Source organism: Streptomyces sp. NBC_00154 (assembly GCF_026342835.1).
In the GTDB taxonomy this organism is placed as follows: domain Bacteria; phylum Actinomycetota; class Actinomycetes; order Streptomycetales; family Streptomycetaceae; genus Streptomyces.
The window spans coordinates 782,985-807,396 of the sequence record NZ_JAPEMI010000002.1 but is presented as its reverse complement, the minus strand read 5'-3'; the positions used below and the strand labels follow the sequence as shown (position 1 = coordinate 807,396).

General features: G+C 67.1%; 24 protein-coding genes and 3 pseudogenes. 10 read left to right on the top strand and 17 right to left on the bottom strand.

Features of this window, described 5'->3' with window-relative positions; translation table 11 throughout:
* Positions 1-521: 521 nt before the first annotated feature.
* From OHA03_RS40080 to OHA03_RS40070, 3 genes and pseudogenes are all read left to right on the top strand, one after another.
* The gene (locus tag OHA03_RS40080; RefSeq protein ID WP_267008895.1) at positions 522-2,213 is read left to right on the top strand and encodes an acetolactate synthase large subunit; all 1,692 of its coding nucleotides are present in this window, start codon (positions 522-524) and stop codon (positions 2,211-2,213) included.
* A gap of 148 nt (positions 2,214-2,361) precedes the next feature.
* Positions 2,362-2,883 (top strand): TRIC cation channel family protein, encoded by a 522-nt coding sequence (locus OHA03_RS40075; RefSeq protein WP_323181371.1) that lies wholly within the window; start codon positions 2,362-2,364, stop codon positions 2,881-2,883.
* Positions 2,789-3,352: pseudogene (locus OHA03_RS40070) on the top strand (peptidase dimerization domain-containing protein); the annotation flags it as partial. The gene OHA03_RS40075 and the pseudogene OHA03_RS40070, both read left to right, overlap by 95 nt.
* 191 nt (positions 3,353-3,543) lie before the next feature.
* Here the strand turns inward: OHA03_RS40070 and OHA03_RS40065 are convergent.
* Both OHA03_RS40065 and OHA03_RS40060 read right to left on the bottom strand, forming a co-directional pair.
* Positions 3,544-4,011 (bottom strand): SRPBCC family protein, encoded by a 468-nt coding sequence (locus OHA03_RS40065; RefSeq protein ID WP_267008894.1) that lies wholly within the window; start codon positions 4,009-4,011, stop codon positions 3,544-3,546.
* A gap of 452 nt (positions 4,012-4,463) precedes the next feature.
* The gene (locus OHA03_RS40060; protein WP_267008893.1) at positions 4,464-4,937 is read right to left on the bottom strand and encodes a carboxymuconolactone decarboxylase family protein; all 474 of its coding nucleotides are present in this window, start codon (positions 4,935-4,937) and stop codon (positions 4,464-4,466) included.
* A gap of 1,056 nt (positions 4,938-5,993) precedes the next feature.
* On the opposite strand from OHA03_RS40060, the pseudogene OHA03_RS40055 reads away from it, so the two are divergent.
* Positions 5,994-6,182: pseudogene (locus OHA03_RS40055) on the top strand (hypothetical protein); the annotation flags it as partial.
* Between the two features lie 3 nt (positions 6,183-6,185).
* On the opposite strand, the gene OHA03_RS40050 reads toward OHA03_RS40055, so the two are convergent.
* From OHA03_RS40050 to OHA03_RS40040, 3 genes are all read right to left on the bottom strand, one after another.
* The gene (locus OHA03_RS40050; protein WP_267008892.1) at positions 6,186-7,382 is read right to left on the bottom strand and encodes an amidohydrolase family protein; all 1,197 of its coding nucleotides are present in this window, start codon (positions 7,380-7,382) and stop codon (positions 6,186-6,188) included.
* A 160-nt stretch (positions 7,383-7,542) separates the two neighbouring features.
* Positions 7,543-8,520, bottom strand: coding sequence for a hypothetical protein (locus OHA03_RS40045; RefSeq protein ID WP_267008891.1), 978 nt, complete (start codon positions 8,518-8,520; stop codon positions 7,543-7,545).
* On the bottom strand, positions 8,517-9,233 hold the full coding sequence (locus OHA03_RS40040) for a hemerythrin domain-containing protein (RefSeq protein ID WP_267008890.1): 717 nt from the start codon (positions 9,231-9,233) through the stop codon (positions 8,517-8,519). Before OHA03_RS40040 ends, OHA03_RS40045 begins: the two co-directional genes overlap by 4 nt.
* A 52-nt stretch (positions 9,234-9,285) precedes the next feature.
* Here OHA03_RS40040 and OHA03_RS40035 point away from each other — a divergent pair, with 52 nt between their 5' ends.
* Complete coding sequence (locus tag OHA03_RS40035; protein WP_267008889.1) at positions 9,286-9,906, top strand: TetR/AcrR family transcriptional regulator; 621 nt, start codon at positions 9,286-9,288, stop codon at positions 9,904-9,906.
* A 197-nt stretch (positions 9,907-10,103) separates the two neighbouring features.
* Here the strand turns inward: OHA03_RS40035 and OHA03_RS40030 are convergent, their stop codons facing one another.
* The 3 genes from OHA03_RS40030 to OHA03_RS40020 form a co-directional block, all read right to left on the bottom strand.
* Entirely contained in the window at positions 10,104-10,334 is a 231-nt protein-coding gene (locus tag OHA03_RS40030; RefSeq protein ID WP_267008888.1) for a hypothetical protein, read from the bottom strand.
* Between the two features lie 194 nt (positions 10,335-10,528).
* Positions 10,529-11,032 carry a hypothetical protein gene (locus OHA03_RS40025; RefSeq protein WP_267008887.1) on the bottom strand — a complete coding sequence of 168 codons (504 nt, stop codon included), beginning with the start codon at positions 11,030-11,032 and terminating at the stop codon, positions 10,529-10,531.
* A 929-nt stretch (positions 11,033-11,961) separates the two neighbouring features.
* Positions 11,962-12,414, bottom strand: a complete 453-nt coding sequence (locus OHA03_RS40020; RefSeq protein ID WP_267008886.1) for a MarR family winged helix-turn-helix transcriptional regulator — start codon at positions 12,412-12,414, stop codon at positions 11,962-11,964.
* Between the two features lie 239 nt (positions 12,415-12,653).
* Here OHA03_RS40020 and OHA03_RS40015 point away from each other — a divergent pair, with 239 nt between their 5' ends.
* Entirely contained in the window at positions 12,654-13,670 is a 1,017-nt protein-coding gene (locus OHA03_RS40015; RefSeq protein ID WP_267008885.1) for a hypothetical protein, read from the top strand.
* A gap of 206 nt (positions 13,671-13,876) precedes the next feature.
* Here OHA03_RS40015 and OHA03_RS40010 read toward each other — a convergent pair.
* Positions 13,877-15,129, bottom strand: a protein-coding gene (locus tag OHA03_RS40010; protein ID WP_267007271.1) for an IS3 family transposase whose coding sequence is annotated in 2 segments (ribosomal slippage) — positions 13,877-14,847 and positions 14,847-15,129 — 1,254 coding nt in all. Because the reading frame shifts where the segments join, the coding sequence is not laid out codon by codon here.
* A 155-nt stretch (positions 15,130-15,284) separates the two neighbouring features.
* Between OHA03_RS40010 and OHA03_RS40005 the strand changes: the two genes are divergently transcribed.
* The 4 genes from OHA03_RS40005 to OHA03_RS39990 all read left to right on the top strand — a co-directional run bounded on the left by OHA03_RS40005 (position 15,285) and on the right by OHA03_RS39990 (position 17,710).
* Complete coding sequence (locus OHA03_RS40005) at positions 15,285-16,190, top strand: NAD(P)H-binding protein (RefSeq protein ID WP_267008884.1); 906 nt, start codon at positions 15,285-15,287, stop codon at positions 16,188-16,190.
* A gap of 126 nt (positions 16,191-16,316) precedes the next feature.
* Positions 16,317-16,493, top strand: a complete 177-nt coding sequence (locus OHA03_RS40000; RefSeq protein ID WP_267008883.1) for a hypothetical protein — start codon at positions 16,317-16,319, stop codon at positions 16,491-16,493.
* 531 nt (positions 16,494-17,024) lie between these two features.
* Positions 17,025-17,270 carry a hypothetical protein gene (locus tag OHA03_RS39995; protein ID WP_267008882.1) on the top strand — a complete coding sequence of 82 codons (246 nt, stop codon included), beginning with the start codon at positions 17,025-17,027 and terminating at the stop codon, positions 17,268-17,270.
* Between the two features lie 191 nt (positions 17,271-17,461).
* Positions 17,462-17,710 carry a hypothetical protein gene (locus OHA03_RS39990; RefSeq protein WP_267008881.1) on the top strand — a complete coding sequence of 83 codons (249 nt, stop codon included), beginning with the start codon at positions 17,462-17,464 and terminating at the stop codon, positions 17,708-17,710.
* Between the two features lie 158 nt (positions 17,711-17,868).
* Here OHA03_RS39990 and OHA03_RS39985 read toward each other — a convergent pair whose 3' ends face one another.
* From OHA03_RS39985 to OHA03_RS39950, 8 genes and pseudogenes are all read right to left on the bottom strand, one after another.
* Complete coding sequence (locus tag OHA03_RS39985; protein WP_267008880.1) at positions 17,869-18,471, bottom strand: GNAT family N-acetyltransferase; 603 nt, start codon at positions 18,469-18,471, stop codon at positions 17,869-17,871.
* 209 nt (positions 18,472-18,680) lie between these two features.
* Positions 18,681-19,601 (bottom strand): IS3 family transposase, encoded by a 921-nt coding sequence (locus OHA03_RS39980; RefSeq protein ID WP_267007760.1) that lies wholly within the window; start codon positions 19,599-19,601, stop codon positions 18,681-18,683.
* Positions 19,598-19,906 (bottom strand): transposase, encoded by a 309-nt coding sequence (locus tag OHA03_RS39975; protein WP_267007759.1) that lies wholly within the window; start codon positions 19,904-19,906, stop codon positions 19,598-19,600. Before OHA03_RS39975 ends, OHA03_RS39980 begins: the two co-directional genes overlap by 4 nt.
* A gap of 119 nt (positions 19,907-20,025) precedes the next feature.
* A pseudogene (locus tag OHA03_RS39970) lies at positions 20,026-20,741 on the bottom strand (IS5 family transposase); the annotation flags it as partial.
* A 218-nt stretch (positions 20,742-20,959) separates the two neighbouring features.
* Complete coding sequence (gene tatC / locus OHA03_RS39965; RefSeq protein ID WP_267008879.1) at positions 20,960-21,838, bottom strand: twin-arginine translocase subunit TatC; 879 nt, start codon at positions 21,836-21,838, stop codon at positions 20,960-20,962.
* A 65-nt stretch (positions 21,839-21,903) separates the two neighbouring features.
* Positions 21,904-22,164 carry a Sec-independent protein translocase subunit TatA gene (gene tatA, locus OHA03_RS39960; protein ID WP_267008878.1) on the bottom strand — a complete coding sequence of 87 codons (261 nt, stop codon included), beginning with the start codon at positions 22,162-22,164 and terminating at the stop codon, positions 21,904-21,906.
* Between the two features lie 150 nt (positions 22,165-22,314).
* Positions 22,315-22,746, bottom strand: coding sequence for a Sec-independent protein translocase subunit TatB (locus OHA03_RS39955; RefSeq protein WP_267008877.1), 432 nt, complete (start codon positions 22,744-22,746; stop codon positions 22,315-22,317).
* A 365-nt stretch (positions 22,747-23,111) separates the two neighbouring features.
* Positions 23,112-24,233, bottom strand: a complete 1,122-nt coding sequence (locus OHA03_RS39950; RefSeq protein ID WP_267008876.1) for an alpha/beta fold hydrolase — start codon at positions 24,231-24,233, stop codon at positions 23,112-23,114.
* Between the last annotated feature and the right edge of the window lie 179 nt (positions 24,234-24,412).

Genomic DNA, 24,412 nt, shown 5'->3' with positions numbered 1-24,412 from the left:
GTCGCGGCTCTGGGCGCTTGAGCACCTTGGTCCGGTTGACGTGTCCTTCTACGACGCGCGAGTTCCAGGGAGTCAGACTGGCGATAGGCATGTGCCGCTGAAACTGAGGGTCCGAGCTCAGGTCTTCAGCCACGGTCGGCCGCCGATGGGTGTCGTGGCGACGAAGCCCCAGCCACGCTTGTCGCAGAACGGGCCGCAGCGCCGGAAGCCGGTACTCCCGGTCAGGCATAGAGCTCGCAACACGATCCTGTGAGCCAGATGGGGTCTACGACAGGCAGCTTCGCTGGTCGGCCGACGGCACATGGGTCCATTGCAAGCTCTGACTGTGGTGCTGCCGTGCTGCCCGGGAATTGGTGCTCCGGGATTGAAGTAGTGGTGCTGCTTGGGGCCGTGACGCCCGCGACGCGCAAGGCCGCCGATCCTCCCGGCAACCGAGCGCTCCGGAGCATCGGGAGCCACGCGGTCACCCGTGCGTGGTTGCCGGCTCGCCGCAGCCCCCGCGGCGTGCCTACGTTGTGCCCATGGCCTCACAGGACCCCTCCGACCGGCAGAACCACGCACTCGAGACGGAGGATGTTGCGCACTTGATGGTGCGCTGTCTTCAGGCCGAGGGCGTGGAGTACGTCTTCGGGATCCCCGGCGAGGAGAACATCCGCTTCGTCGACGCGCTCAACAACTCCGGCATCCGGTATGTTCTCGTCCGCCATGAGCAAGGAGCTTCCTTCATGGCCGAGATGTACGGTCGGCTGACCGGCCGGGCCGGCGTCTGCTCGGCCACCCTGGGGCCGGGCGCGATCAATCTGCTCCTGGGCACCGCGGACGCGACGACCAACAGCACCCCGCTCGTGGCCTTGGCCGCGCAGGGTTCCTTGGCCCGGCTCCACAAAGAGTCCCACCAGGTCATCGACCTCGTCTCGATGTTCGCTCCCGTCACCCAGTGGGCGGCGTGTGTCCAGACCCCCGATGCAGTGCCGGAGGTGATGCGCAAGGCGTTCAAGACCGCGCAGAGCGAGCGTCCTGGCGCCGTGTTCCTGGCGGTCCCCGAGGACATCGAAGCGGCACGCTCCACCAGGCCGCTCGCCCCGTTGCAGGTCGACACGGTACGGGCCGACGCACCATCCCCCTCACAGATCGCGCGTGCGGCAGACACGCTAGCCACGGCCCGTTGTCCCGTCGTGCTGGCCGGTCACGGCGCCGCCAGGGCCGGGGCCTCGGCGGCCCTGGTCCGCTTCGCCGAAAAACTGAACCTACCGGTCGCGACCACCTTCCACGGTAAAGGCGTCTTTCCCGACGACCATCCGAACGCGCTCGGTGCAGTCGGTTTCATGCGTCACGACTACAGCAACTTCGGCTTCGACGCGGCCGACGTCCTGGTCTGCGTCGGGTACGAGGTACAGGAGTTCGACCCCGCGAAGATCAACCCGGACGGCAAGAAGCGCATCCTGCACCTGCACCGATTCCCCGCCGAGGTCGACGCCCACTATCCGGTGACAGTCGGCGTCGAGGGCGATCTGTCCCAGTCGCTCGACGCGCTCGCGGCCGCCGTTCCGGAGACCTTCTCATGCAAGGCAGCCGGTCAGCGCATCCGGGCACTGCTCACCGAGGAACTCGATTACGGGAAGCGCAGCGCGGCGTGCCCGCTGGTGCCGCAGCGCGTGGTGGCCGATGTGCGCGCCGCGTTGGACCGGGAGGACATCGTGCTCGTCGACACGGGCGCCGGAAAGATGTGGATGGCCCGCTTGTACCCGGCCTACGAGTCGAACACCTGCCTGGTCTCCAACGGCCTGTCCACCATGGGATTCGCCCTGCCGGGTGCGATCGCCGCCAAACTCGCCCGACCCGAACGAAAGGTCCTGGCGATGATGGGCGACGGCTCGTTCTTGATGAACTCCCAGGAACTGGAGACGGCCGTCCGCGAACACGTCCCGTTGACCGTCCTCGTACTGGTGGACGGGGAGTACGGACTGATCACCTGGAAAATGGAGCTGGAACTCGGCCGCCACGGCCACACCCGCTTCACCAACCCCGACCTGGTCGCCTACGCCGAGAGTTTTGGCGCGCGCGGCCACCTCATCAAGTCGGCCGACGAGTTGCTTCCCGTCCTGCGGCGCGCGCTGGAGGAGGACGCCGTGTCCGTGATCGCCTGCCCCATCGACTACTCCGAGAACCTGCGGCTGACCGATCGCCTCGGCACACTCCATGGCCCCTTCTGACCACGCAACCGAGCGGCGAGCTCGCTCTGCCAGCACGAATCTACGGCAGAGGTCGCGTCGGCCTGGGCCCGTGCCGCGTTCGCCTTCCGTTCGGCGTCCCACGCGTCGTCCCTGTGACTGGACGAGGGCCCGTCCGTGAGGTTCATGCGTGGCGACCGAGAGCGAGCCGGCCATTCGGGTGTCGCGACGCGTTACCTGGACCTTCCCGGCGTCTTCTCGTGCGCCCTGCTGGGCGGTGCGGTGGCCCGCACGGCCGGCCTTGACCTGTTCGGGGTTCCTGGTGGTCGGCATCATCTCCGGTCTGGGTGGAGGCCTGATCAAGGATGTGCTGCTGCAGCACGACACACCGGTCGCGCTGACCGACTACGCCTACCTGCTGGCCGCCGTCGTTGGTTCCGTGGTGGTGTTCCTCATCAAGATCAGTGAGGAATCCTGGAACCGGCTGTTCACCGCGCTCGACGCCGCGGTCATCGGGTTCTGGGCGGTCGCGGGCGCCAACAAGACGTTGGCGGTCGGTCTGGGTTGGCTTCCGGCCGTCCTGCTGGGCACCCTGACCGCCGTCGGCGGCGGCGCCCCAGACCATCGTCTCCCGGGAACTGGCCGCCACCACCCCCGCCGTAGTCACCGTGATCAGCATCCACGCCGGTACCGTCCCCAACGTCATCCCTGACAGCGCTGTCATCCAGCTCAACGTGCGCACCTACGACGACGCCTCACGCACCCAGATTCTGGAGGCGATCGAACGGATCGTCAAAGCCGAGTGCGAGGCGTCCCGCTCGCCCACGGCGCCCGAGATCGAGCGGACCACATCCTTCCCGCCCACCGTCAACGACGAGGCGCCGACCCGGCGCGTCGCCGACGCGTTCGCCGCCCACTTCGGCGACGACGCACACACCATCGACATGCAGACCGTCAGCGACGACATGAGCGAGATCCCCAAGGCGTTCGGCACGCAGTTCACCTACAGGGGAATCGGTGGCCTCGACCCCGGCCGCTATGCCGAGGCCGCCAAGAACGACACCATCGCCCAGGACATCCCCGTCAACCACAGCCCGACCTTCGCCCCCGTCATCCAGCCCACGCTGGCCACCGGCGTCAGCGCCATGACCGTGGCCGCCCTCGCCTGGCTCGGCACCTGACACAAGCCCGGCCGTCTGCGGCGGCGGCACCGACTGCAGCCTGCGGACCAGTCTTTGACCCCACCCCAACCCGCGCGCTCATACCGGTATCGAGGCCCGCCAACTGTGTCCCGAGTTTCGTATTGATTCTCGGCTCTCAGCGTGTGACAGCGTCTGCATCCAAGGTGATGGCGAAGAGGGTCCGACGTGAGTCAGCCGACCGCTTCGACGTACGACGCCAGGTTGGCCAGCGAGGAGGCGATCCCGGCCTCGTGGACCCCTTGGTCGATGCCGGGTGGCACATCCGTGGCGGTCACGGTCACCTCGGTCCCGTCACCGGCGGCTGCGAGGTACCAGGTCATCGTCATGATGCCCGCGTACGACGGGTCGTCGGCCTCGAACACCGCCCGCTGCACCACACGCTCCGGGGGCACCAGGTCGGCGAACCCGACGTCGACGACATCCGTCGCATCTGAGGTCTTGCCGGGGTTGTCAGCAGGGTCGAGATAGGTGAGGACAATCCGGAACCCGCCACCAGGCCGGGGATCCCACCGCTCGACCCGCCCGCGCATGCCGTCCGGCGGCAGCCAGGCCTCGAGCGACTCCCGGTCCAGGAGAGCGCCGTAGACAGTCTCCGGTGGTGCCGCGATCACCCGGCTGGCGCGGTCCGTCCTACTCATGGCCCGATCCTAGGCCCAAAGAGGTTCCGCTAATGCGGTGACCGCGAACGTTCGCCGGGTCTGGGGGCACGCCAGCCGACGCTCGCACAGGTTGAATCTCGAGCTCACTGCTTGAGGCTTGACATCAGGTCACGCAATTCCCTGATCGTGGCGGTCTGGTACCAGGACAGGTCAGGAACGTCCGGTCCATCACCGACCACGTCTTCGTCGTGGTCGACTCTGATAGCACGTGAAGGCGGAGAGTTTCAGCGAGAGGACCGCTTCACCCTCCAGCACCCGCAACTCCGAACGGTGGACACCCAAGCTCGGCCGCGAGGTCCCAGATCCCCCGGCCCCCGCTCTCGAACGAGTTCGAGCATCCGCTCATGACACGCTGGTGGATGTGCGGTCGCTTCTTGCCTCCACGTCCTGATCGACTGCTCAGCATGCCGCCCGTTCGCAAGCAAGCTGGTTCAGTTGCCGGTGACCGGGTATCGGCTTGTGATCGCGACGCGGTTGAAGGCGTTCATCAGCGTTGACAGCCAGGCGACCGCCGAGACCTGATCTGCGGAGAGCACGGCTGCTGCCGCGTTGTAGTCGTCGTCGCTCACGTGCCCCTCGGACACGCGCGCGATGGCCTCTGTAAGACGTAGGGCCGCGCGGTCGGTCTCGGAGAAGTAATCGGTTTCTTCCCACGCGGGCAGCACTGCGATCCGGTCCGGGTTCTCGCCCTTCTTGAGCGCGTCGCGGGTGTGCATTTTGAGACAGAACGCGCAGCCGTTGATCTGGGACGTGCGGATCTTCAAAAGCTCGACCAGAAGCGGGTCAAGACCTGCCGCGGTGGTGGTGTCTTCCACTGTCGAGGACAGGGCGATAAGAGCCTTGTAATTGGCCGGGTGCTGCTTTCCGATGTTAACGCGCTGCTTCTCAGCCTCTGACTCAGTCATGGGTTCCTCCTCTTCGCATGGCCGGACGCCCCGCAGGGGCATCCTCAGCCTCGCCTCATCTGTGCCAATGTTACGAGCGGCGGTGATACGCAATGGGAATCGCGACTTAAAGCTTCTCGCCGCGCTTTTGTTCCCGTCTAGCGCCGACCAGGTGCCCGGCCCCATCCGGTGCGTGGGCAAGCTTTCGACTGGCCTCCGGCATCCGGTTTAAAGTGGAACTCCTCCATAAGACCAGCAGCCCTGGTAGTCGGCGAGCGTGAGCATGGCATCGGCGTCGTCGACCGGGGCCATATCCCTTCGGCTTTGATCCGACACTTGTCGCTCAGCCGTTCACCCGGGCACTTCCCAGGCGAGGAGACCAGCTTCCGCTATGTGACTGCTGGCGGCTAACGCGAATGCCATCGACTCGGCGACGCCGAGTCGCCCGGACACCCATCGCACCGGTCCGCCGCAACCTGTTCAACCGCATGATCGGCCAGCTCTACCGCTGCCTCCAGCAGGGTCAGCACTACGACGAAGCTGTGGCCTTCGCGACGGAAACTGAGGCATCGCCCAAAGCCGCATAGGACGTCTCCCAGGGAGTCACACGGGGCGTCTCCCCAGTTGGGCTCCCGCCCATGAACAGCGAGAACGCGGACCGTTTCCTCGGCGAGTTCCAGGAGCTCGAACACGGCCGGCCTGACGGGGCTTCGCTCCGCGCTGCCGTGCGTGACCGCGCAGACCCCGACGAGCTCCGCCTCGTGGAATATCTGCGATCGGGAACAATCCTTGCCGCCAGGCGTCTCCGGTTCACGACATCCTGAGTCCGGGCCGTGAGCTGATCGACGGACTGCATTTACTCACCGACGGACAGTGGTTTTGGTACTCGGACCTCGCGCGCTACGTCGAGCGGTACCACGTCGCCTTGGACGAGCGCTTCGTTCAACATGCACAAGGCCAGAACTGGGCTGCACCCCCGTTGACCCATGCTGAACTCATCGAGATCGAAGGGACTCTGTTCGATGACGACAGCGCCTGCCCCAGCGCCTCAGTGGCTTGACTTGACGAGTTAGGACCCTGAGGTGTCTGGATAGCCCCACCGCGCTGAGCCCGCGTTCCTTAGGGAAGCTGGTGACCGCGCTGCACCGCGAAGGTGCAGATCCGGTTCGCAGGGGCCGCCCGTGGACCCTTCCGCTGGAGGAGCGGGTCCTGCTCATGTCGGCCTACTGGCGAACGAACTTGACAATGCGCCAACTTGCCCCGCTCTGATCAGCACACACGGATACCGGCGCGGAAGACTGCCTGTACGTCCAGGACTGCTGCAGGGTCATGCTCGACGTCGCCGTTGACGACCAGGATGTCGGCGTCGGCACCGGGGGTGATCCGGCCCTTGCGGCCCTCCACACGGCACAGGCGGGCTGCCAGGCTGGTCATGGAGATCAGCGCGTCCAGCGGCGCGACGCCCAGCCGGGCCAGGTCGGCCACGCCGTGGGGGAGGACGTTGTGGGGCTTCCAGGGCCCGATACCGGCGTCCGATCCGATGACGACGTTGGCGCCGTACTTGTGCAAGTTGCTGTAGGTGTCCAAGATGCCATTGACATGCGCAGCCATTGCATGTGCAGCCATGCCCTGGGGCGGCCGCACGGCTTCGCCGGGGTCCATGCCCAGCGTCAGGCTGACGAAGGTTCCCTTTCTCACGATGACGTCGATGAGGTCAGGCTCGGAGACGATGCCATCAGCGGTGAGGAAGGAGACGTGCTCCAGGCTGTCGACGCCCGCTTCGACGGCGTCCCTGATGGCCTGGATGCCATGGGCGTGAGCGGCCACCGGCAGTCCGAGGCGGTGCGCTTCGTCCACAACGACACGCAGGTCCTCCAGGCCGTACTGGGACGCGTGCGGCGGCACGGAACCGGGTGTCATGTGGCCGCCGCTCGCCATGATCTTGATGACGGCACAGCCGCGGGTGTGATGCTCGCGGACAGCGGCACGCAGAGCTCCGGCGCCTTCGACCTCGCCACCGAGGAAGTGGCAGTGGCCGCCCGGCGTGGTCAGCGGGGGGCCGGCAGCGAGGATCTCCGGACCCTGCTCCGGGTGCTTGGCCATCTCCTCCACAAGGGCCAGCGAGAGGTAGCCGCGGTCGCCGAGGTCGCGCACGGTGGTGATGCCGGCCAGCAGAGCGGACCGGGCCGCGGCCCGCATGTGCACCAAGAGTTCGCTGTCGGAGGCAGCGGCCAAGGAGGTCACGGGGTCCGAGCCGGCGTCGAAGGCCAGGTGGACGTGGGTGTCGATGAGGCCAGGCAGCAGACAAGCCGAGCTGCCGAGATCCATGACCTCGCTGCCGTCGGCGGGCAGCGCGCCGGTGCGGTCCACGCGCACGATGCGGCCGTCCGATACGTGCACGGTGGCGGGACCCGACAGGCTGAATCCGTCGAACATCGAACCGGCGCGTATGGCAAGGGAATTCATCGGTATATCTCCGATCGGAAAGCGTGTGTCACGCGGCGATTCACTACGGGAGTTGAATCTCCGCGCTTCGAAAAGACGACCGGCGTCAGCCCACCCAGCCGTCAACACCCCGACGCTTTGGGGCGCGACGAGGCCGCAGGGCGACCCATGGCCTTCCGGGTCAGCCCACCTTGCCGCGGGCGGCGAGGTCCTGCAGGCGGGCAGCCGTGCCGTCACAACGGGCACGCCACAGCCCGTACTTGGCCAGCAGCCCATTCGAGACCGTCAGGAGAGTCTTGTACGGTGGCGCGGCCAGCCCCTTGGATGTGTGGGGGGCGTAGCGGGCACCTTCATCGGTGACGGTCAGCCATCCGGTGAACGTCCGCATGCCCAGCCCGACGCACTGAGGCCGGAAGGCGTGGGCGAGGAACCCGGCTCTGCGCCCGCCCGGCGGCAACAGTCCAGGGGGCACGTCGAGGTGCAGTCCCGCGTCGTCGTGTCCGGTGACCGCCACCGGGAGAATCACAGGGAAGCCGTCGGCGCCCCGGAATGCCAGCAGCCGGTGCGGCAGCCCACCGATCTGCCGCGCGACTGCGGAGAGGTCGACGCGTGGGCCCGTACCGTTCATCGGCGGCTTCTGCTCGGCCGGTTCCTCAGGCCAGGCGGCGCCCGTGACCGTCATCGCTCCGCGGGCCGCCAGATCGGGCCAGACGGTGACGCGCTCGACTCCGACGTCGACGAAGACGCGCTCCTGGTGGTACTCGCGCAGCAACCAGTCCCATATCGGCCCGCGCTTGGCCTCCCCGAGGAAGGGCTCCGAGGCCCGCATCAGCTCCGTCAGACGCCCCGGTGACGGGCGCAGATCAACCGACGCGGTGCCCTGTGCGAGCACGTACGAGCTACTTGCGGCGAAGCCGTGATCACGCGTGTGATAGGCAAGTGAGACGTGCGGATCCCGCAGAATACGTTCCAGTTTCTTCTGGAAGCCAAGCGAGGTAGTGAAGCCGACAAGGCCCGCCTCTCGGTCTGCGAGGCCCACCGGCGAGACGCTGGTGACCACGACACCACCGGCCGGGGTGACATAGGCGGCCGCAACGGTGAGGTCGCCCCTGATCACGGCGTCCGCCGCGTCCGGCCACCGGACGGGCGCGGAGGTCATGAGTCGATCCCGCGCAGGATCCGCAGGTCGTCCATGGCCTGGAGACGCATGGCGGCAAGGAGCGGGCGCACCGGCTCCGGCAGTCCCGCGAGCACCAGTTCCACCTCCGCGGGTGTGCCCGCCTCGTCGAGGAAACCGACCATCAGGTGTCCGGCCACGGGCGGCGTGGTCACGATCACCCGCTGCGCGAAGTCCTGCCATTCCGCGGGGCTGATGTGGTCGCGGAGCGCGGGGAACAGGAGTGGCTCCTCATGGGCCAGGTGATCGTGCACCGTGTCGCGCACCGCGACGGCCGCGTCCCGCAATGCGGCCCGGAGGCCGTCCGCCGCGCCGCCGCCGAGACCTGTGCCGGCGGCCTCACCGGCCCCCTCCTCAACCTCGTCGCCGCTCAGGTTCACCGCGGCCAGCAGGTCGAGCGCCGCATCCAGCCGCTCGTGCTCCTCACTCAGCGCGCCGAGCCCGTGCGCCGTGGCGGGCGCCGCCGCAACGATCCGCGGCCACAGGTCGTCGTCCTCGCTCTCGTGGTGATGGCGCAGGTTCACGACGAGAAAGTCGCGCAGCTGCGCCAGCGCGCCGAGCGGCACCGAGGGGCGAACGGCCGCCTCGGCCAGCAGGGTGGTGGCAACGCGGTGGACCTGATGGGCAAGTCGGGTCTCAATGACCGCAACAGATTCGTTAGAAGTATCTATAGTCACAATATTGAACATATTCATTAGAGGCTCATATTGTCAATAGTCACTCCCCGTGCGGAAGTAAAATGCGCGAGTGACCACCCGGAAGTACCACTCCCCCCGCCGTACCGACTCGGCCGCCGCGACGCGTGAGGCCGTCCTGAGCAGCGCGCACGCGCTCTTCCTGGCCCGGGGGTATCCAGGGGTTACCATCGGGGAGATCGCGGAGGCAGCGAAGGTCGCTGTTCCGACCGTGTACAGCAGCGTGGGAAACAAGCCGAGCATCCTGACGGCCCTGCTGGAGCCGGCCCTCACCGACCCGGCCATCGCCGACAACCTCGCCGCCATCGAGGCCAGCGACGACCCGCGCACCGTGATCGAGCTGACCGCCGAGGGCACCCGGCTCACCCACGAACGCCACTGGGACCTCGTGTACGGGCTCTTCTACCGAAACCCGCCGGGGGAACCCGCCGTCAAAGCGGTCCTGGACAGGGGGGCCGACGACTACGTCCAAGCCCTCACTCGCGTGGCCGACCGGCTCATAACGCTCGACGGGCTTCGCGCGGACGTCCCTCGCTCGGAAGCCATCGATGTGCTCTGGTTCCACCTTGGCCCACACGCCTGGATGACACTCGTCGGCGAACGCGCCTGGCCGTTTGACCGTGCCCAGGCTTGGATCGCCCACTCCGCCTGCCAGGCGCTGCTGAAGGACTAGAACTAGGGCCAATACCAGTGATTTAGTTAGCTTTCTGGCATCTGCTGGCTGGTTTGGTGGCTAGGACCCGTGATTGCCGCGGCGCTTGGTCGAGATGGGTCGCGGCGGTGGGTGTGCCCGCACGGGTGATCGAAGTCCGAGCAGAAGCCCTCTAAATACTCATGGGCCTGCGCAGCCGAGCGTCGACCCTCGGGTTGTCAAGGGTCAACGACTGGCGCGTTGGCGGGCCGATCGAGAGCGATCTGCTGGAGCGGCCGTGTGGTGCGGGCAGGTTCCTTGCGGGCGGAGATCGCGAAGCGCAGACCGCCCGTGCAGAAGTCGTCGACGCACCATTCGACGCTCTCTTCCCACCATCGCCGGGGGGCGCTTGGCAATGCTGACACGGGTACCGTCGGGAGGATGTCGGCCTTGCGGAACAGATCCGTCATGTCGGGCCGCCCCGGACCACGTGGACAGACCGCAGCCGTCCATATGGTCCGGGGCCCGGCAGATGGCGCACGCCTGCTCAATGCCGCAGCGCTTGAGGTGCAGCTCGGCGCCGGCCACCAGGTCGAGCGCGACGATCCCGGCGCAGGTGTCAGATGGGCGGACCGTGACGGCGAGGGCGTACGACAGCCAACCGTCAGCGCTTCAGGTGGACGGTGAAGTGCCTCTCGGTGTCACCGGCGGGAACGGTGCGAACAAAGCCCCGGGCGTTGCGGTAGTCGCCGGATCCGCCGGTGATGCCGACGTCGACGTAGGACGGGGCGGGCAGGTGGAGCAGCGCCTGCGCGGCGAACTGCCCCTCAGGCAGAGAGAAGGTGCCCAGGCACTGGAGCGCGGCCGGATTGACGTGGGTATAGGTGCAGACGACGCTGTGATCGCCGACCTTCTCGCCGTCGCGGTAGAGGTCTTCATGGATGACGCGCTGGTCACCCGGACTGATTCCCGCCCGGCCCAGATCGAGGTCTTCAAGTGAGGTCTGTTTGCCGACCAGCTCGAATGTTTTCGCGCGCTGGTCGACGACATGCGCACCGATGGAAGTCGACGTGTCGGCCGACGCCAGCGGGGCGATGGCGACGCCACCGGCGACGACAGTAGCGATGCCGGCGGCTGCACTCAGGTAACGCAGCTTGTTGATCTTCAATGTAGTCGGCAACTTGCCGCTCCATTCTGTGGTGTGTCGATTCGGTGGCGGCAGAAGGTGGAGAACCTCGGCCCGGATGCGGGCCGACGCCTGCCCCCGATCGACATGCGAACAATCCCTGTCGGGGTGACATTTCGACACTCACCCAACCCGCGCCACCTGCCAAGGAGATGACGGGTGATCCGATGGCGACCGTCCTGGATGCCGAGCCATGATCTCGCTGGTGCGGACCTCGCGTAGCGCCAGGTTGTTGCACGCGTCAGCGAGATCCGTCTACGTCGGGGCCATATCGCCATAACAGGACTTCAGGACTTACCGACAGAGACAATAAGAGCATATGCTCTTACTTTTGGCAAGGGGGTAGGTCTTGGGTGACACCTACCATGGCCCCCAGTTCATTGCCGAAGCCGGCCCGCGACGGACGAGTCATCCCCCCAAGCCCAGTCAGCGCACCCGTCGGCCGCCGGTAAAGACATGGCTCCGGTCGACTGCGATCGCCCTGATCGCCAAGGCCTACGACGCCCGCCCGGGACGGACCAACCGGGACTTCGCCGAACAGCTCGACCTCGCCATCGCTGTGATCCAGCACCTCGGCAACGACAAACGACCGCCTACGCGCGTCACTCCACGCCGAACGCGGCATCAACCCCACCGCCCTGCCACGGCAGCCCCGCTGAACTCCCAGCTCAGGGCATCTCCAGCGCGCCGCAGGGCGGTCCCCGGCGGGGCCGCCCCCGGGCGTGCGCGCGGCCGTGGTGGTGGAAACAAGGGGTCATCCCGACCGTCGCGAGGATCAGGAGCGATACGACGTGCCCACACCGTCCGGTGGCGCGACAGTCTCGGTGACCGCCATCCAGTCCCGTCGTGTCGCCGGGCACTCCAGGTGACGTCAGGGCGACAGCCGTCAGTAGCGCCAGAAGCGTCGTGTCCTACTCGGCCCAGGGCTCGAATCCGGTGTGAAGGACGGCTTCCAGGTACGCGCGCAGATGGGCTGCCTCGTCGGCGCCGAAGTTCTCCTCGAACTGGGCCTGCACGGCATTCCACAGTGGTAGCGCCGCCTTCAGTCGGGTGAGGCCGTCCGGCGTGATGGTGGCGATCCGTGCGCGGCGGTCGGCTGCCGATGGCTCGACGGTCACCAGACCCTCGCGGGCAAGCGGCTTGAGGTTTGAGGCCATCGTCGTGCGGTCCATGGCGATCACGTCGGCGAGGCCGGTGATCGTCATTTCTCCGTGCACACTCAGCTTCTGCAGGATGCTGAGCTGCGTCGCACGAAGGCCGACCGGGGCCAGGGCCTTGTCGTAGGTCGCACCGAGGTACCGGGCCGCCTTGCGCAGGGCCAGGTTGTTGCAAGAGTCGCCGGGATTCGTCGGCGCAGTGGTCATTGTCTCCTCCAGAGCTTCACCCACTCATGATACGAGCAGGTGCTCTCAAATGCGACAGGGTCGCCCCGTCGCCAACGGTCGACGGGTCACCTCGAGCCACTCACCCTTGCCCCCAGATAAATACGAGCATATGCTCTTAACTGTTTGCGGCGTGCATGCCCTCTCCTGATCCCTCCCGCGAGCCTCACACCCCTCCACCCGAAAGCCTTGTCATGGAAACCCCCATCGGATCCGCTCCCGTGCGTGAGCCGACACTCTCCGCAGCGGCCGAACTCTCCCCGAAGCTCCACCTCGCCGCCCGCCGCCCGCCGGTGAGGGCATGGCTCCAGCCGACTCTGATCGCCCTGGTCGTCGTGGTGGCCTTCATCAGCTGCTACATCGGCCTGCAGCGCGACCCACAGCCCTATCAGCTCCCCATCGCCGTCACCGGACCCGACCTGCCGGGCGAGATACACCAGGCCCTCGGGGACAACGTCGAGGTCCACCCAGCCGCTGACGCCAAGGCAGCGCGCCACGCATTGGAGCGCCACGACGTCGCCGCCGCACTCAGCACCGATGGCCCGGACCAGCTGCGCCTGGAGATCGCAGGAGCGGTCGGCACGTCCACCACCTCGGCTGTGAACAACCTCGTCGGCGCCTACGCCCACGGTGCAGGCAAACACGTCACCACCGAGGACATCGTCCCCCTGACCCACTTCGACAGTCGGGGACTTGCCGGCTTCTACATGGCCTTCGGCGTGACACTCGCAGGTTTCGTCCTCGGCTCGAACGCTCTCGGCCTGACCAGTGTCTTGCACCTGCGTCACCGGTTCTGGCTGCTGGCCGGCGCCTCCGTGGCCATCGGCACCGTCGCAGCGATCATCGCCGGCCCCGTGATGGGTGCGGTCCCGGCACCGCTCGTCCCGCTGGTCCTCACTCTCATTCTTCTGGCAGCTGCGGCCGCTTTCACCACCAAACTTCTCGGCACCTACCTCGGCCCCGTCGGAGTCCCGATCGCCACCCTTGTGCTCCTCACCGTCGGCAACGCCACAAGCGGTGCTGCCATCGGCGCTGATCTGCTGCCCGCCGCGGCCCGAACCATCTCCGCACTACTGCCACCTGGCGCGGCCGTCCGCACCATCACCGACCTGAGCTACTTCAACGGCGCGCACGTAGCAGGCCCCGTGATCACGCTCGCCCTGTGGTCCGCCATCGCTGCGGTCCTGCTCGGCCTGCGCCCCCGACTGATCAGACGCCGCGCCGCAGCCACCGCGTGACCCGTATGACCCAGACCCGGTCCGTTCGCCACCGCCACGTGTGAAAGGCACGGGACCGCTACCGGCATCGCGATTCCACGCACGCGGAGCTTACGCCGTGGTGCGGCGGCGCGACGGTAGTTCTACGACGCCAGGCGACCGCTGGACAACACACCCCGGGCCGGTTGTTTGCGATCTACTGAACCGCCCCGGGTTCGGTAGAGAGCTCAGATAGCGGTTGTGACCTGGGGTTTCGTGGTCGCGAGGTAGTAGTTGTTCTCGTACTCGACGGGCGGGACGTGGCCTATTTCACCGTGGAGGCGCCGGTGGCAGTACCAGTCGACCCATTCGGCGGTGGCCAGCTCGACCTGGGAGAGCGTCTTCCAGGGCCGTTGCGGCTTGATCAACTCGGTTTTGTAGAGACCGATGGTCGATTCCATCAGGGCGTTGTCCAGTGCGTCCCCGACGGAACCGATGCTCGCCGCGAGACCGGCGGCATCCAGGTGCTCGGCGAGACGGAAACTCGTGTATTGCGACCCGGCATCGGAGTGATGGATCAACTCGCCGTGCGTATACGGGTGTTGGTCGCGGTCGCGTTGCCACAGTGCCATCTCCAGCGCGTCCAGGACGAGCTGGGTCTCCTTCGATGTGGAGGCGGACCAGCCCACGATGCGACGTGAAAAGGTATCCACGACGAAGGCGACGTAGACGACGCCCGCCCAGGTCGCCACGTGGGTGAAGTCCGCGACCCAGGTGCGGTTGGGCGCCTCGGCGACGAAGTCGCGCTCGACGCGGTCCGGTGCCCGCTCGGCCTTCTCGTCCGGGATCGTGGTGATGACCCTCTTGCCGCGCACCGCGCCGGCGATGTTCAGCTCGCGCATCAGCCGCTCGACCGCGCAGCGGGCCACCGGGATGTCCTGGCGGTTCAGCTCGCGCCAGATCTTCCTCGCCCCGTAGACGCGGTAGTTGGACGCGTAGATCTCCTTGATCTTCTCTTTCAGCCCGGCGTCGCGCACGGTCCTCGCGGACGGCTCGGCCAGCCGCTTGTGGTGGGCGTAGTAGGTGGAAGGGGCGATCTTGCAATCGTGCTCGGTGAGCACGCGGCAGATCGGCTCGACACCGCCGAAGCGGGCCCGGTGCTCGTCGATGAACGCTACGAGCGTGTGTGTGGCCGGTCGAGCTCGGCCGCGAAGAAACTTGCCGCGGCTTTCAAGATGTCGTTCGCGCGGCGGAGTTCGGCGTTCTCCTTCTTCAGGGCCTTCATCGCCGCGGACTCCTCCGACGTCGTGCCGGGCCGCCGACCGGAGTCGATCTCGTCCTGCTTGACCCAGTTCCGCAGGGTCTCGGCCGAGCCGATGCCGAGTTTCTGGGCGACCGTCTTCAGCGCGGCCGACTCGTTCGGGTAATCACCGCGGACCTCGGCGACCATGCGGACCGCTCGTTTGCGCAGCTCAAGGGGATAGGAGGAGGGGCGTGCCATGACTCAATCCTTACATGGAATCGAGTCTCTATTCGAACCGGGGCGGTTCACTACACATCCGGCACCGCCACCCGGTGCCTCATCGCCTCGCCACTTTCACACATCACACACGTGTGATCACACCACGACTCAACTACTCAGCAGGAGATCAACCGATGACTGCCAGCAACCTTGTTCTCATCGCCAACGCCGGTGGCGTGGGCCGTACCGCTCTCGCCCAACTGCTCGCGCAGGACGTTCCAGTGCGCGCAATGGTCCGCCGCGACGACGCTCGCGCGGCCGAATTGCGTGCGCTCGGCGCGCAGGTCGTCGTCGGCGACCTGACCCGGCCCGAGAGCGTCGCAGCCGCGCTGGAGGGTGTCGGGCGGATGTACTTCGCGATGCCCGTCTCGCCCGACCATCTGCTGGCCGCGACGGTCGTGGCCACCGTGGCGCGCGAGCACGGGAAGCTCGATGCCCTGGTCGGCATGTCCCAGATGACGGTGTCGCAGATGACCGCCACCAGCACCGCAGAGTCCTACCAGCAGCGGCTTCACTGGCTGGCGGAGCAGATACTGAACTGGTCGGGCCTGCCGATGGTACATATCCGGCCGACGTCGTTCCTGGACAATCCGCTGTTCACCTCGCTGGCGGCGCAATCGATCCGGGACAACGGCACGATCGCGCTACCGTTCGGTGCCGGGCGCACATCGCCGGTCGCCGTGTACGACGTCGCCCGCGTGGTCGCCACCGTGCTGCGCGACCCAGCCCCGCATGTCGGGCACGTCTACGAGCTGACCGGGCCACGCGCGGTCGACATGACGGAGATGGCCGAGAAGTTCTCACGGGCGCTGGGGCGTCCGGTGTCCTATGTCGACGTGCCGCTCGATCTGTGGCGGGCCGAGGTGCTCGCGAAGGCAGGCCTGCCGCCGCACATCGAACAGCACATCGCCACCATGGCGCGACTGCACCAAGAAAACCGCTACGACCGCACATCTGACGACGTCGGACACGTGACCGGCACACCTGCACAGACGATCGAGGCATTCGTAGCCGCCCGCAGGGACTTCTACCTGGGCTGACCCGCTCCGGCCGGGGCCAGACCCGCCGCACAAGCACGGCTTGCGCGGCGTACCCCGGCCCGCGTCGGCCGTGTTCGGCCCTCAACCGACCGGGAGCCGTCACCGAACTGCTGAGGACACGATGCAATGCAACCTGCACTGGAGAGCCCCGACCATGCCGAAACGGTGCGTCGCGCCCGGTTCGGGGAGCTGCCGAAGCGAATCCTCCCCGAGGAGATGATCGAAGAACGGGCGGCCACGGTGCCGAACCCGACAACGAACACATACAACGCCGACGAGTGGCTCGTTCGGTACTGCCTGTGAGCCACATCAGCCCAAACAATGGAGGATTCCCATGCACGTACCCAAACCCGTCATGGCAGTCTCGCTGGCAGTGCTCTCGATAGCCGTCACTTTGGGCTGCTTCGCCCAGGTCTTCTGACCGCCGGGACAAAGCCTGGAGGCCGGCACCCGCACCATCGGACGCTGACTGATCCGGCAGGCCCGCAACTGGGACCGAACAGCAACACCGCCTGGACGAACTCGGCGTGAAACCGGCTGCACGAACCTAGAAGGCGTCAGCACAGGGCGGTTCGAAGGCGACAGGGAAGGGCTCCGACCGCTTCACGACGGGTGATGTGATGGCGCTTCGGCAGCACATCTCACGGGAGGGGAAGACCGGCGTCGGAAAGAGCCCACATCGAAGAACTCCCCGACGGCACGACGGTTCGGTTGGGCGTGTTCCTCAGCAACCTTAAAAGAAGACGCGACCGCCTGACTGGCCAGCAACTCACAGCCCTCGCCAACCTCGGACACGACTGGGCGGTGATCCAATACTGTCTCTACGGTGCGCTCGTGAGACACAACCGCCGCGCCCGAATACTGCTCCTTTGCCGCGCCGTCATCCACTTCGCGGCGTTCAGCTGGCATGGGACCGAGACCATACGTCCCCCTCACTGCCACGTCAGCGTCTTCACCGACGCACATGGACAGCCGCTCCCGGACAACAACGGAAAGAAGTGGACCTGGCACGAACGGGCTTACCAGAAAGAAGTCGACGCAGGACGCGGCGAACCACCGATGGCCCGCTGGCTCCAGTAGCTCGGCCAACCTCAGGCCGCTCGACATTGCAGTTCGTCCGTCAGTTCACCACGAGCCCCGACTCGAGGCGCTCGTGGATGAGTGTCGACCGCTCCTTACGCGTCTTCGTCGCCGCCGGTGGCCTGTCCGGCGTCGCTTGGAAGCTCGGCCGGCCGGGTGCGCCCGCTGCCACCCCTCGCCACTCCGGAGGGATGAGTGCCCCGATAGTTGTCCACGGCCTCTCCCTTGCTGGCGGTCGGGCAGTCACGATCAATGATGAGATCGCCGACCTCGTCTACGACGACCAGGGCCTGATCGAACTCGTCCGGCGGGCCGGCTTCTACGACGCCGAGCATTGCCTCGAGGACCGCACTGGATCGAGTGGCGCGGCCGCTGGCCGCATCGATACCGATGGGGATATTCCGAGGAGGTGCGCGCCCGTGCGCGCCCGTGGGGACTGAAGTCCGTGATCTCCGTGCGGGGCCACACGGTAGTGACGACGCCCCACTTGCGCTTTGAAATCGTCTCGTTTCGTGAGTCGGCCAGAGCGTGTCTCCTTGATGCTCTGAGGGGTGTCGCCCCGGATTGGGCTGGGAGCTGGGCAAGTGCTCTCCGTTGGTCAGGCATCCCAGGCGCGAGGACGGCTTAGCTCTTCCCATTCGGGGCGGAGCAGTGAAAACACGGCGAGGTCGTGGCGGCGGCCGCGATGGAGACAGGCGGCGCGGCTGATGCCTTCGTGTACAAAGCCGGATTTGGCGAGGACGGCGAGGGCGGGGGCGTTGTCGGTATGGGTCTCTGCCGTGAGGCGGTGTATCGGGAGTTCGCCGAACGCTAGGTCCACCAGAGCGTCGAGGGCGTCGGTGCCGTGGCCGTGCCCGCGATGCTGACCAGCCAGCATCAGCTCGACCTGTGCTGTGCCGTTGACGATGTTGTGGCCGCTCAGTGCAATATGGCCGATGGGGGTGCTGTCAGGGAGCAGGACGAGGAAGTCGTCGCGAGCGTCGTCGTCACTGTCGCGCTCGATGCGCTCACGCATCGCGGTGAGGGAGCGCGGCCAGATGCCGATTTCATAGGCGGTTACCGGGTCGGATCGCCAACCGTGCAAGAGCTCGGCGTCGTCTATGTCTACTGCCGCGAGACCGACAGACTTGGCACGCCAGGAAAGTTCCCTTGCAGCCTCTGCGTCACGCTCGTTGTCCGCGATCCCGGTGTCTTGGGTCATGGGCGGATGCTATGAGTGCCTTCAAGTCGGGGCCACCGGATTTGTCTCCCCAGCGGCCCAACGCCGCTGTTCCTCAATCCTTGGTCATTTACGAGCCCAGATGAGGATGGCGGCGAGGTGGAATGCGGCCTGCTACGCGATGGCGAGCTTGTCGGTTCGCATGGCCAGGCCGCGCCACTGAGGTTCCCCCGCTGTGCGGGGGTGGCTGACTAGCTGGTCAGGGCGGGTTGACGTGGTTTCAGGTTCACTGGTTCGGTCGCTGCCTGGTCGGCGTAGTGCTTCTCCTCGTACTCGATCGGGCTGAGGTAGCCGAGTCGTTTCTGGATGCGGCGGGGGTTGTAGAAGCCGTCGATGTACTCGAAGAGCGTGAGGTTCGCTTCGGCTCTGGTGGCGAAGACGCGGCCGCGGATGCACTCGGTCTTGATGACCATCCACAGGTTCTCCGCGAGGGCGTTGTCGAACGAGTCGCCGACCGTGCCCATGGATGCCTGGATCCCGGCTCTGACCAGGCGTGTTGTGAGCTTCACGGAGGTGTATTGGGTGCCGTGGTCCGCGTGGTGAATGAGCTCACCGGGCGTGACTTCGCGGCTGGCCAGGGCATACTCCAGCGAGGTCAGGACGAGGTCGGCGTCCGCACGTGCGGAGGTTTCCCAGGCCACGACCCGGCGGGAGAACGCGTCGCGGATCGCGGAGAGCCACAGGGGGCCCTCCAGAGTCGCGATCATGGTCAGGTCGGTGACCCACAGCCGGTTCGGCACGGCCGCGGTGAAGTCGCGTTGCACCAGGTCAGGAGCGAGATCGGCGTCAGGGTCGCGTCGGGTGAAGCCCTTGCCCCGGCGGGGACTGATCCCGGCCAGGCCGGCCTGGCGCATGAGCCGTTCGACGCGTTTGCGGCCGACGTGGACGCCTTCACGCCGCAGGACGGCGTGCACGCGGGGTGAGCCGTAGATCCCGCCGGAGTCGGCGTGGACCTGCCGGATCTTCCCTGTGAGTTCGGCGTCCTGGCGGCGTCGCTCGCATGGCTCCTTCTCGGCCTGGCGCCATCGGTAATAGGTGGAGGAGGGGATGGAGAGTTCCCGGAGTACGGGCTCGACCCCCAGGTGCGGGTGCGCATCGACGAGCGCGGTCACCTGGGCCGGGTCGGGTCGAGCTGGGCCGCGAAAAAAGCCGAGGCCGTCCGCAGGACCTCGTTCGCCCGCTTGAGCTGGGCATTCTCTTTCCGCAGGGCGGCCAGCTCCTCACGCTCGACGGTGGTGAGGATGTCGTCTCGCTCGCCGGTATCGGCCTCTGCCTGACGGATCCAGTTGCGCAGGGCCTCGTGGTGCACGCCGAGTTCCTCCGCCATGCGGCGGATCACAGGCTTCGGCTCAGCAGTCCGGTACATCCGAACCGCACGCTCACGCAACTCAAGCGGGTACTTCCTCGGGGCAGGCATCGTCTGGGCTCCTCTCATGAGACCCATCTGACCCTCTGTCACCCATCCCCGCATCTCGGGGGAACCTCACACTGCTTGAGACGGGCGATGCACCGCTCGACGGTGTTGTGCTCCTTCTATGTTTCGGCGTCGAAGCCTGGTGGGCGGCCTCCGGCGCGGCCTCGCCGCAGGCGGTGACCGATTTGGTCGGCGGGCTGCGGGATGACGGCCCGAATGCCGCGGCGTCGGAGATGCCTGCGGATCGCGCGGGAAGAGTAAGCACGACCCGCCAGGACGGTCGCAGGGCGGGTTCTTGGCCTGCCGAGTCCGCTTCGCGGGATCCGGATTCCGGCCATGACTGCCTCGAAGGCAGGTGCGTCACAGGCCTGGCCCGCGGTGACGTGGATGGACAGGGGCCGTGCCCGGCTGTCACTTGCCAGGTGGGCCTTCGTGCTCAAGCCACCGCGGGAGCGTCCGAGTGCGTGATCCTCGGGCTCGGAGTGGCCGGGCACCCCCTTTTCCTGGCTCCGGCCGAATGCTGGTGAGCCCGGCAGACGGTGGAGTCCACCGAGACTGTCCAGCCCACGTCGTCGTCGGCATCCGCCACTGCAAGGACAGCCGCGAGGACCCGTTCCCATGTGCCGTCCACGGCCCACCTGATCAAGCGTTTGTGCGCGGTCTGAAAGCCGAGCTCTTCAGGGAGGTCGCGCCAGGGCGAGCAGGTGCGGTACTTCCACGCGATGGCCTCCAGGGTCCGGCGATGGTCGGCCCACCGTCGTCCACGGACCGGATCGGCCGGCGTCAGCGGCTCGATCCGGTCCCATATTGCATAAGTGATCACTAACCGGACAGACACATCCGATCAACTGACGCACCCATCAAGGAGACACGCTTTAGCAGATGGGGGCGCACCGAACAACTGCGCCCTGGCGTTCTAGCCGCTCGCACAACAACAGCGGATTCTGGGCACGACGTACGCGTCTGCGGCAACGCCGTCAATCTGCGGGCCTCCCGGGCTCGCCGCAAGCAACTTCCCTGACCACCGGCGGCGGGCCGCTCCTTGAAAGGGTCGCGTCAGGACCGGCTGACGGAGATGTCGTCGGGGGCGTCGAGGCGGACCGGGGTGAGGTCGATGGGGGATGCCTCGCTGTCCGGGATTCCGCCTGACCCGGTGGTGCCGGTGCGCTGCCGACGGCGGTCGTTGCGCCAGGAGATCGCGCACGCCGCCAGGTACAGCAGGCTGATGGGGGTGGCGAGGAGCAGCATGCTGAGTGGGTCGGTGCTGGGGGTGGCGAGTGCCGCGAAGGCGGCGATGCCCATGAGCATGCCGCGCCACCAGCCGGCCATCCGGCGCGCGCTGATCACACCGCCGAGGTTCAGCAGCACGAGGAGGACAGGGAGTTCGAAGGAGAGGCCGAAGACGAGGACCATGCGGGTGGCCAGGTCGAGGAAGTCGTCGACGGGCAGGAGGTTGGTGGCGTTGTCCGGAGTGAAGGAGATCAGCACCCGTGTCGTGGTGGGCAGGGTCCCGTACGCCACCGCGGCACCGGTCAGGAACAGGGGGATGCCTGCCCCGAGGAAGATCAGTGTGTACTTCTTCTCGTCGCGGTGCAGTCCTGGTGCCATGAAGGCCCACAGCTGATACAGCCACACCGGGCTCGCGGCGACGACCCCCGCGGTGATCGACACCTTCAGTGCGAGGGTGAAGGGTGACAGAAGGCCGTTGAGGGAGATCACGCCGCACCGGCCCGCGTCCTCCGCGCCGGCTGGTTGGCCCGGAGCGCAGCCGGGCAGGGGATCGATGAGGAATCCGATCAGTTGCTTGTAGAACAGGGCCGCAACGACGGTGATGAGCAGGATCGCTCCGACGGCCTTGAGCAGGCGGTTGCGCAGCTCGCGCAGGTGCTCCCCCAGGGACATACGCGCGGCGTCATGTGCTGGTCGGGTCGGCATGGGCGGTCCCGGTCCTTTCAAGTGCGGCACCGGCCGCGCGGGTGCTGGTCGGTGGCTTCGGCGTTTCAGCGCCGGTGGGAGGTTTCTGCCTCGGTCGCCTCCGGGGCCGTGTGCCGGCTCTCGGACGCGAGCTGGTGGGCTGCAGCGGCGTGCACGGTCGGGGGTTCGGCGCCGTCGTCCTTCTGCATGGCCTTGGTCTCGCTCTTGAGGATTCGCAGCGACTGCCCAAAGGAACGGGCCATATCGGGGAGCCGCTTGGCGCCGAAGAGGAGCACGACGACGACGAGGATGAGGATGATCTCGGGTGCTCCGAGCCTTCCGAACATAGGGGTTTCCTTTCCGAGGATCTGAAGGCGCAGGAGCGGCGCTCCTGCGCGGGTGGCCCGGCTGCGGGCGGATGCGACAGCCAGGCCCTGCGTGCCGGTCGGTGCGTTGACGGGCCGGGCCGACGGCGGGGCGGCCGTGAGCCTTCCCGGTTACGAACCGTTCTTGTCGCGGCTGTAGTGCCCCGCGCCGGTAGCTTCCAGAGGTCCGTGGCCGGTGGCCGCGGGAAGCGGGCCGGGGGCAGCGGCCTTCCCGAGGCCCTTCGAGGTGTTGGTCCCGGCGCTGTCGAGCGGTTCGTCCCCGAGGCCGAGGTCGACAGTCAGGTCGCCCAGGCCCAGGTTCTGGTCACCCAGCAGGTTCTTGGCCACGAAGGTCTTCGGGTTGAGGTCCTCAAGCGTCAGGTCCTTGAACTCTGCGGGGAGTTCGTCACGAATGCTCGCCTGAGCGCTCTGCGAGAGCTCGCGGAGCTTGCGCAGGGTCCGCGCGGTGTCGGACACCATCTTGGGGAGCTTGTCGGGCCCGACAAGAATGACGGCCAGCACGATCAGTGTCACAACTTCGAGTGGGCCGATGTCGGAAAACATCCATGCCTCCCGTCGGGGATAGTGAAGGCTCCGCCGCTCCTGGACAGGAGGCGAACCGTGGCGCGCCAGTCGTCCGGAGGGAAGCCTGCCGGAGGCGGGCCGGCCGCACGACGATGTACGGCTCCCCGGGGGCTGATCTCCCCGAGTACGACTAAGCAAGAGCGTTGGCTGCGGTCCTGCCCGCCGGACACCCGGCGGGCAGGACCACTTCGTTCGAGGGCCTCTGCGGTGGGATCAGCGCAGGAGCCCGGCGAACATACCGGGCTCTTCGGTGAGGAGCTCCGGCTGCTCGAAGGCGGCGACACTGCCGCCCGGTCGAGCTCGTTCCGTCACGCCCGGGGCGGGCCCGGACGTCCGGCCGTGCGCTAGCGGGACGGGCCGGCGGTGCGGCGGTACGGGGCCAGGAAGCGCGTCAGTTCCGACAGCAGCTCCTTCGGGGCCTGCTCAGCGACCCAGTGGCCGGCACCGGGGATGACCACGCCTTGCACGTCGTTCGCGAGGGGCTTCATCGCGCCCCCGACCGCGTCACCCCAGCTTTCCGATCCGCCGATCGCCAGGACGGGCATCGTCAGCTTCTTCTCGGTGCGCTTCGCGTTCTGCGCGGTGGTGGCGTCCCACGCGCGGTAGAGACCGAAGCCGCCACGCAGGGTCTCGGGGTCGGAGAAGAGACGGAAGTAGTACTCGCGCGCGTAGTCGGGCAGCTTCTGTCCGCCCTGGATGTCGAACTCGTACCCGAAGAAGATCTCTTCCCGGCCCCTGACCAGCTTCTCGGTCAGCTCGTGGTCGACCCGGTTGAACGGGATGTGCCAAAGCCTGTTGTTGTGATCCTCATCAATGAACAGGGGCGGCGAGGCCTTTACCGTCGGGGGCCCGGGAACCTCCAGGAGGGCCACGCGGGCGACACGCTGTGGATGATCCGCCGCCAGCGCGTAGCCGATGATCAGGCCGGTGTCGTGGCCGGCCACGGCGAACCGCTTGTGACCGAGGGCGTCCATAAGAGCGACCAGGTCGTTGGCGAGGGTACGGGTGTCGTACCCGTCACGGGGCTTGTCGGTCAGCCCGATACCACGCTGGTCGACGGCGATGACTGTGTAGTTGCGGGCCAGTTCCGGCATCAGCATGCGCCACGCGTACCAGTTCTGCGGCCAGCCGTGCACCAGGAGCAGCGGCGGACCGTCGCCTCCGATGACCACGTGCTGCCGCAGCCCGCCGGCCTGCACGAACCGGCTCTTGAACGTCTTGGTGAACCCTGCCGGCAGATGCGGCGCCGTGGCGACCGAGCCGAACCCCTTCGGCCTGCGCATGGTGGGAACGGCAGCAGCGGACGGGGCCAGTCCGCCGACCAGCGAGACGCCGGCGGCGGCAGCGGCGGAAGCAGCCGCGCCGCCGACGAAGGCGCGTCGCGAGAACCCGCGCCGCGCGCGGTGTGACGTCGGCTTTGATCCGGGGCCCTCCTGGGCCGGCGGCTCCATAGGAGACATGTTCATGAAATTTCCTTTCGCGAATATTGTCCGAGCGTCAGGGCGTGGTGGGGCCGACCTCGAGACATAGGAGCATATGCGCATATATGGTGGCGATGATCCAGCCGCCGACCCCCTGGGCTGCACACAAGAGGTGAACGGGTCGGCCGCCATACGGGCCGGCGCGGCCCGTCGCCCTTGGGTGA

Excerpts from the sequence above, each read along its gene's own strand:
- OHA03_RS40080 (WP_267008895.1), top strand. The coding sequence starts at position 522 with ATGGCCTCACAGGACCCCTCCGACCGGCAGAACCACGCACTCGAGACG.
- OHA03_RS40065 (WP_267008894.1), bottom strand. The coding sequence starts at position 4,011 with ATGAGTAGGACGGACCGCGCCAGCCGGGTGATCGCGGCACCACCGGAG.
- OHA03_RS40060 (WP_267008893.1), bottom strand. The coding sequence starts at position 4,937 with ATGACTGAGTCAGAGGCTGAGAAGCAGCGCGTTAACATCGGAAAGCAG.
- OHA03_RS40050 (WP_267008892.1), bottom strand. The coding sequence starts at position 7,382 with ATGAATTCCCTTGCCATACGCGCCGGTTCGATGTTCGACGGATTCAGC.
- OHA03_RS40045 (WP_267008891.1), bottom strand. The coding sequence starts at position 8,520 with ATGACCTCCGCGCCCGTCCGGTGGCCGGACGCGGCGGACGCCGTGATC.
- OHA03_RS40040 (WP_267008890.1), bottom strand. The coding sequence starts at position 9,233 with ATGAATATGTTCAATATTGTGACTATAGATACTTCTAACGAATCTGTT.
- OHA03_RS40030 (WP_267008888.1), bottom strand. The coding sequence starts at position 10,334 with ATGACGGATCTGTTCCGCAAGGCCGACATCCTCCCGACGGTACCCGTG.
- OHA03_RS40020 (WP_267008886.1), bottom strand. The coding sequence starts at position 12,414 with ATGACCACTGCGCCGACGAATCCCGGCGACTCTTGCAACAACCTGGCC.
- OHA03_RS40005 (WP_267008884.1), top strand. The coding sequence starts at position 15,285 with ATGACTGCCAGCAACCTTGTTCTCATCGCCAACGCCGGTGGCGTGGGC.
- OHA03_RS40000 (WP_267008883.1), top strand. The coding sequence starts at position 16,317 with ATGCAACCTGCACTGGAGAGCCCCGACCATGCCGAAACGGTGCGTCGC.
- OHA03_RS39990 (WP_267008881.1), top strand. The coding sequence starts at position 17,462 with ATGAGTGCCCCGATAGTTGTCCACGGCCTCTCCCTTGCTGGCGGTCGG.
- OHA03_RS39985 (WP_267008880.1), bottom strand. The coding sequence starts at position 18,471 with ATGACCCAAGACACCGGGATCGCGGACAACGAGCGTGACGCAGAGGCT.
- OHA03_RS39975 (WP_267007759.1), bottom strand. The coding sequence starts at position 19,906 with ATGCCTGCCCCGAGGAAGTACCCGCTTGAGTTGCGTGAGCGTGCGGTT.
- tatC (WP_267008879.1), bottom strand. The coding sequence starts at position 21,838 with ATGCCGACCCGACCAGCACATGACGCCGCGCGTATGTCCCTGGGGGAG.
- tatA (WP_267008878.1), bottom strand. The coding sequence starts at position 22,164 with ATGTTCGGAAGGCTCGGAGCACCCGAGATCATCCTCATCCTCGTCGTC.
- OHA03_RS39955 (WP_267008877.1), bottom strand. The coding sequence starts at position 22,746 with ATGTTTTCCGACATCGGCCCACTCGAAGTTGTGACACTGATCGTGCTG.
- OHA03_RS39950 (WP_267008876.1), bottom strand. The coding sequence starts at position 24,233 with ATGAACATGTCTCCTATGGAGCCGCCGGCCCAGGAGGGCCCCGGATCA.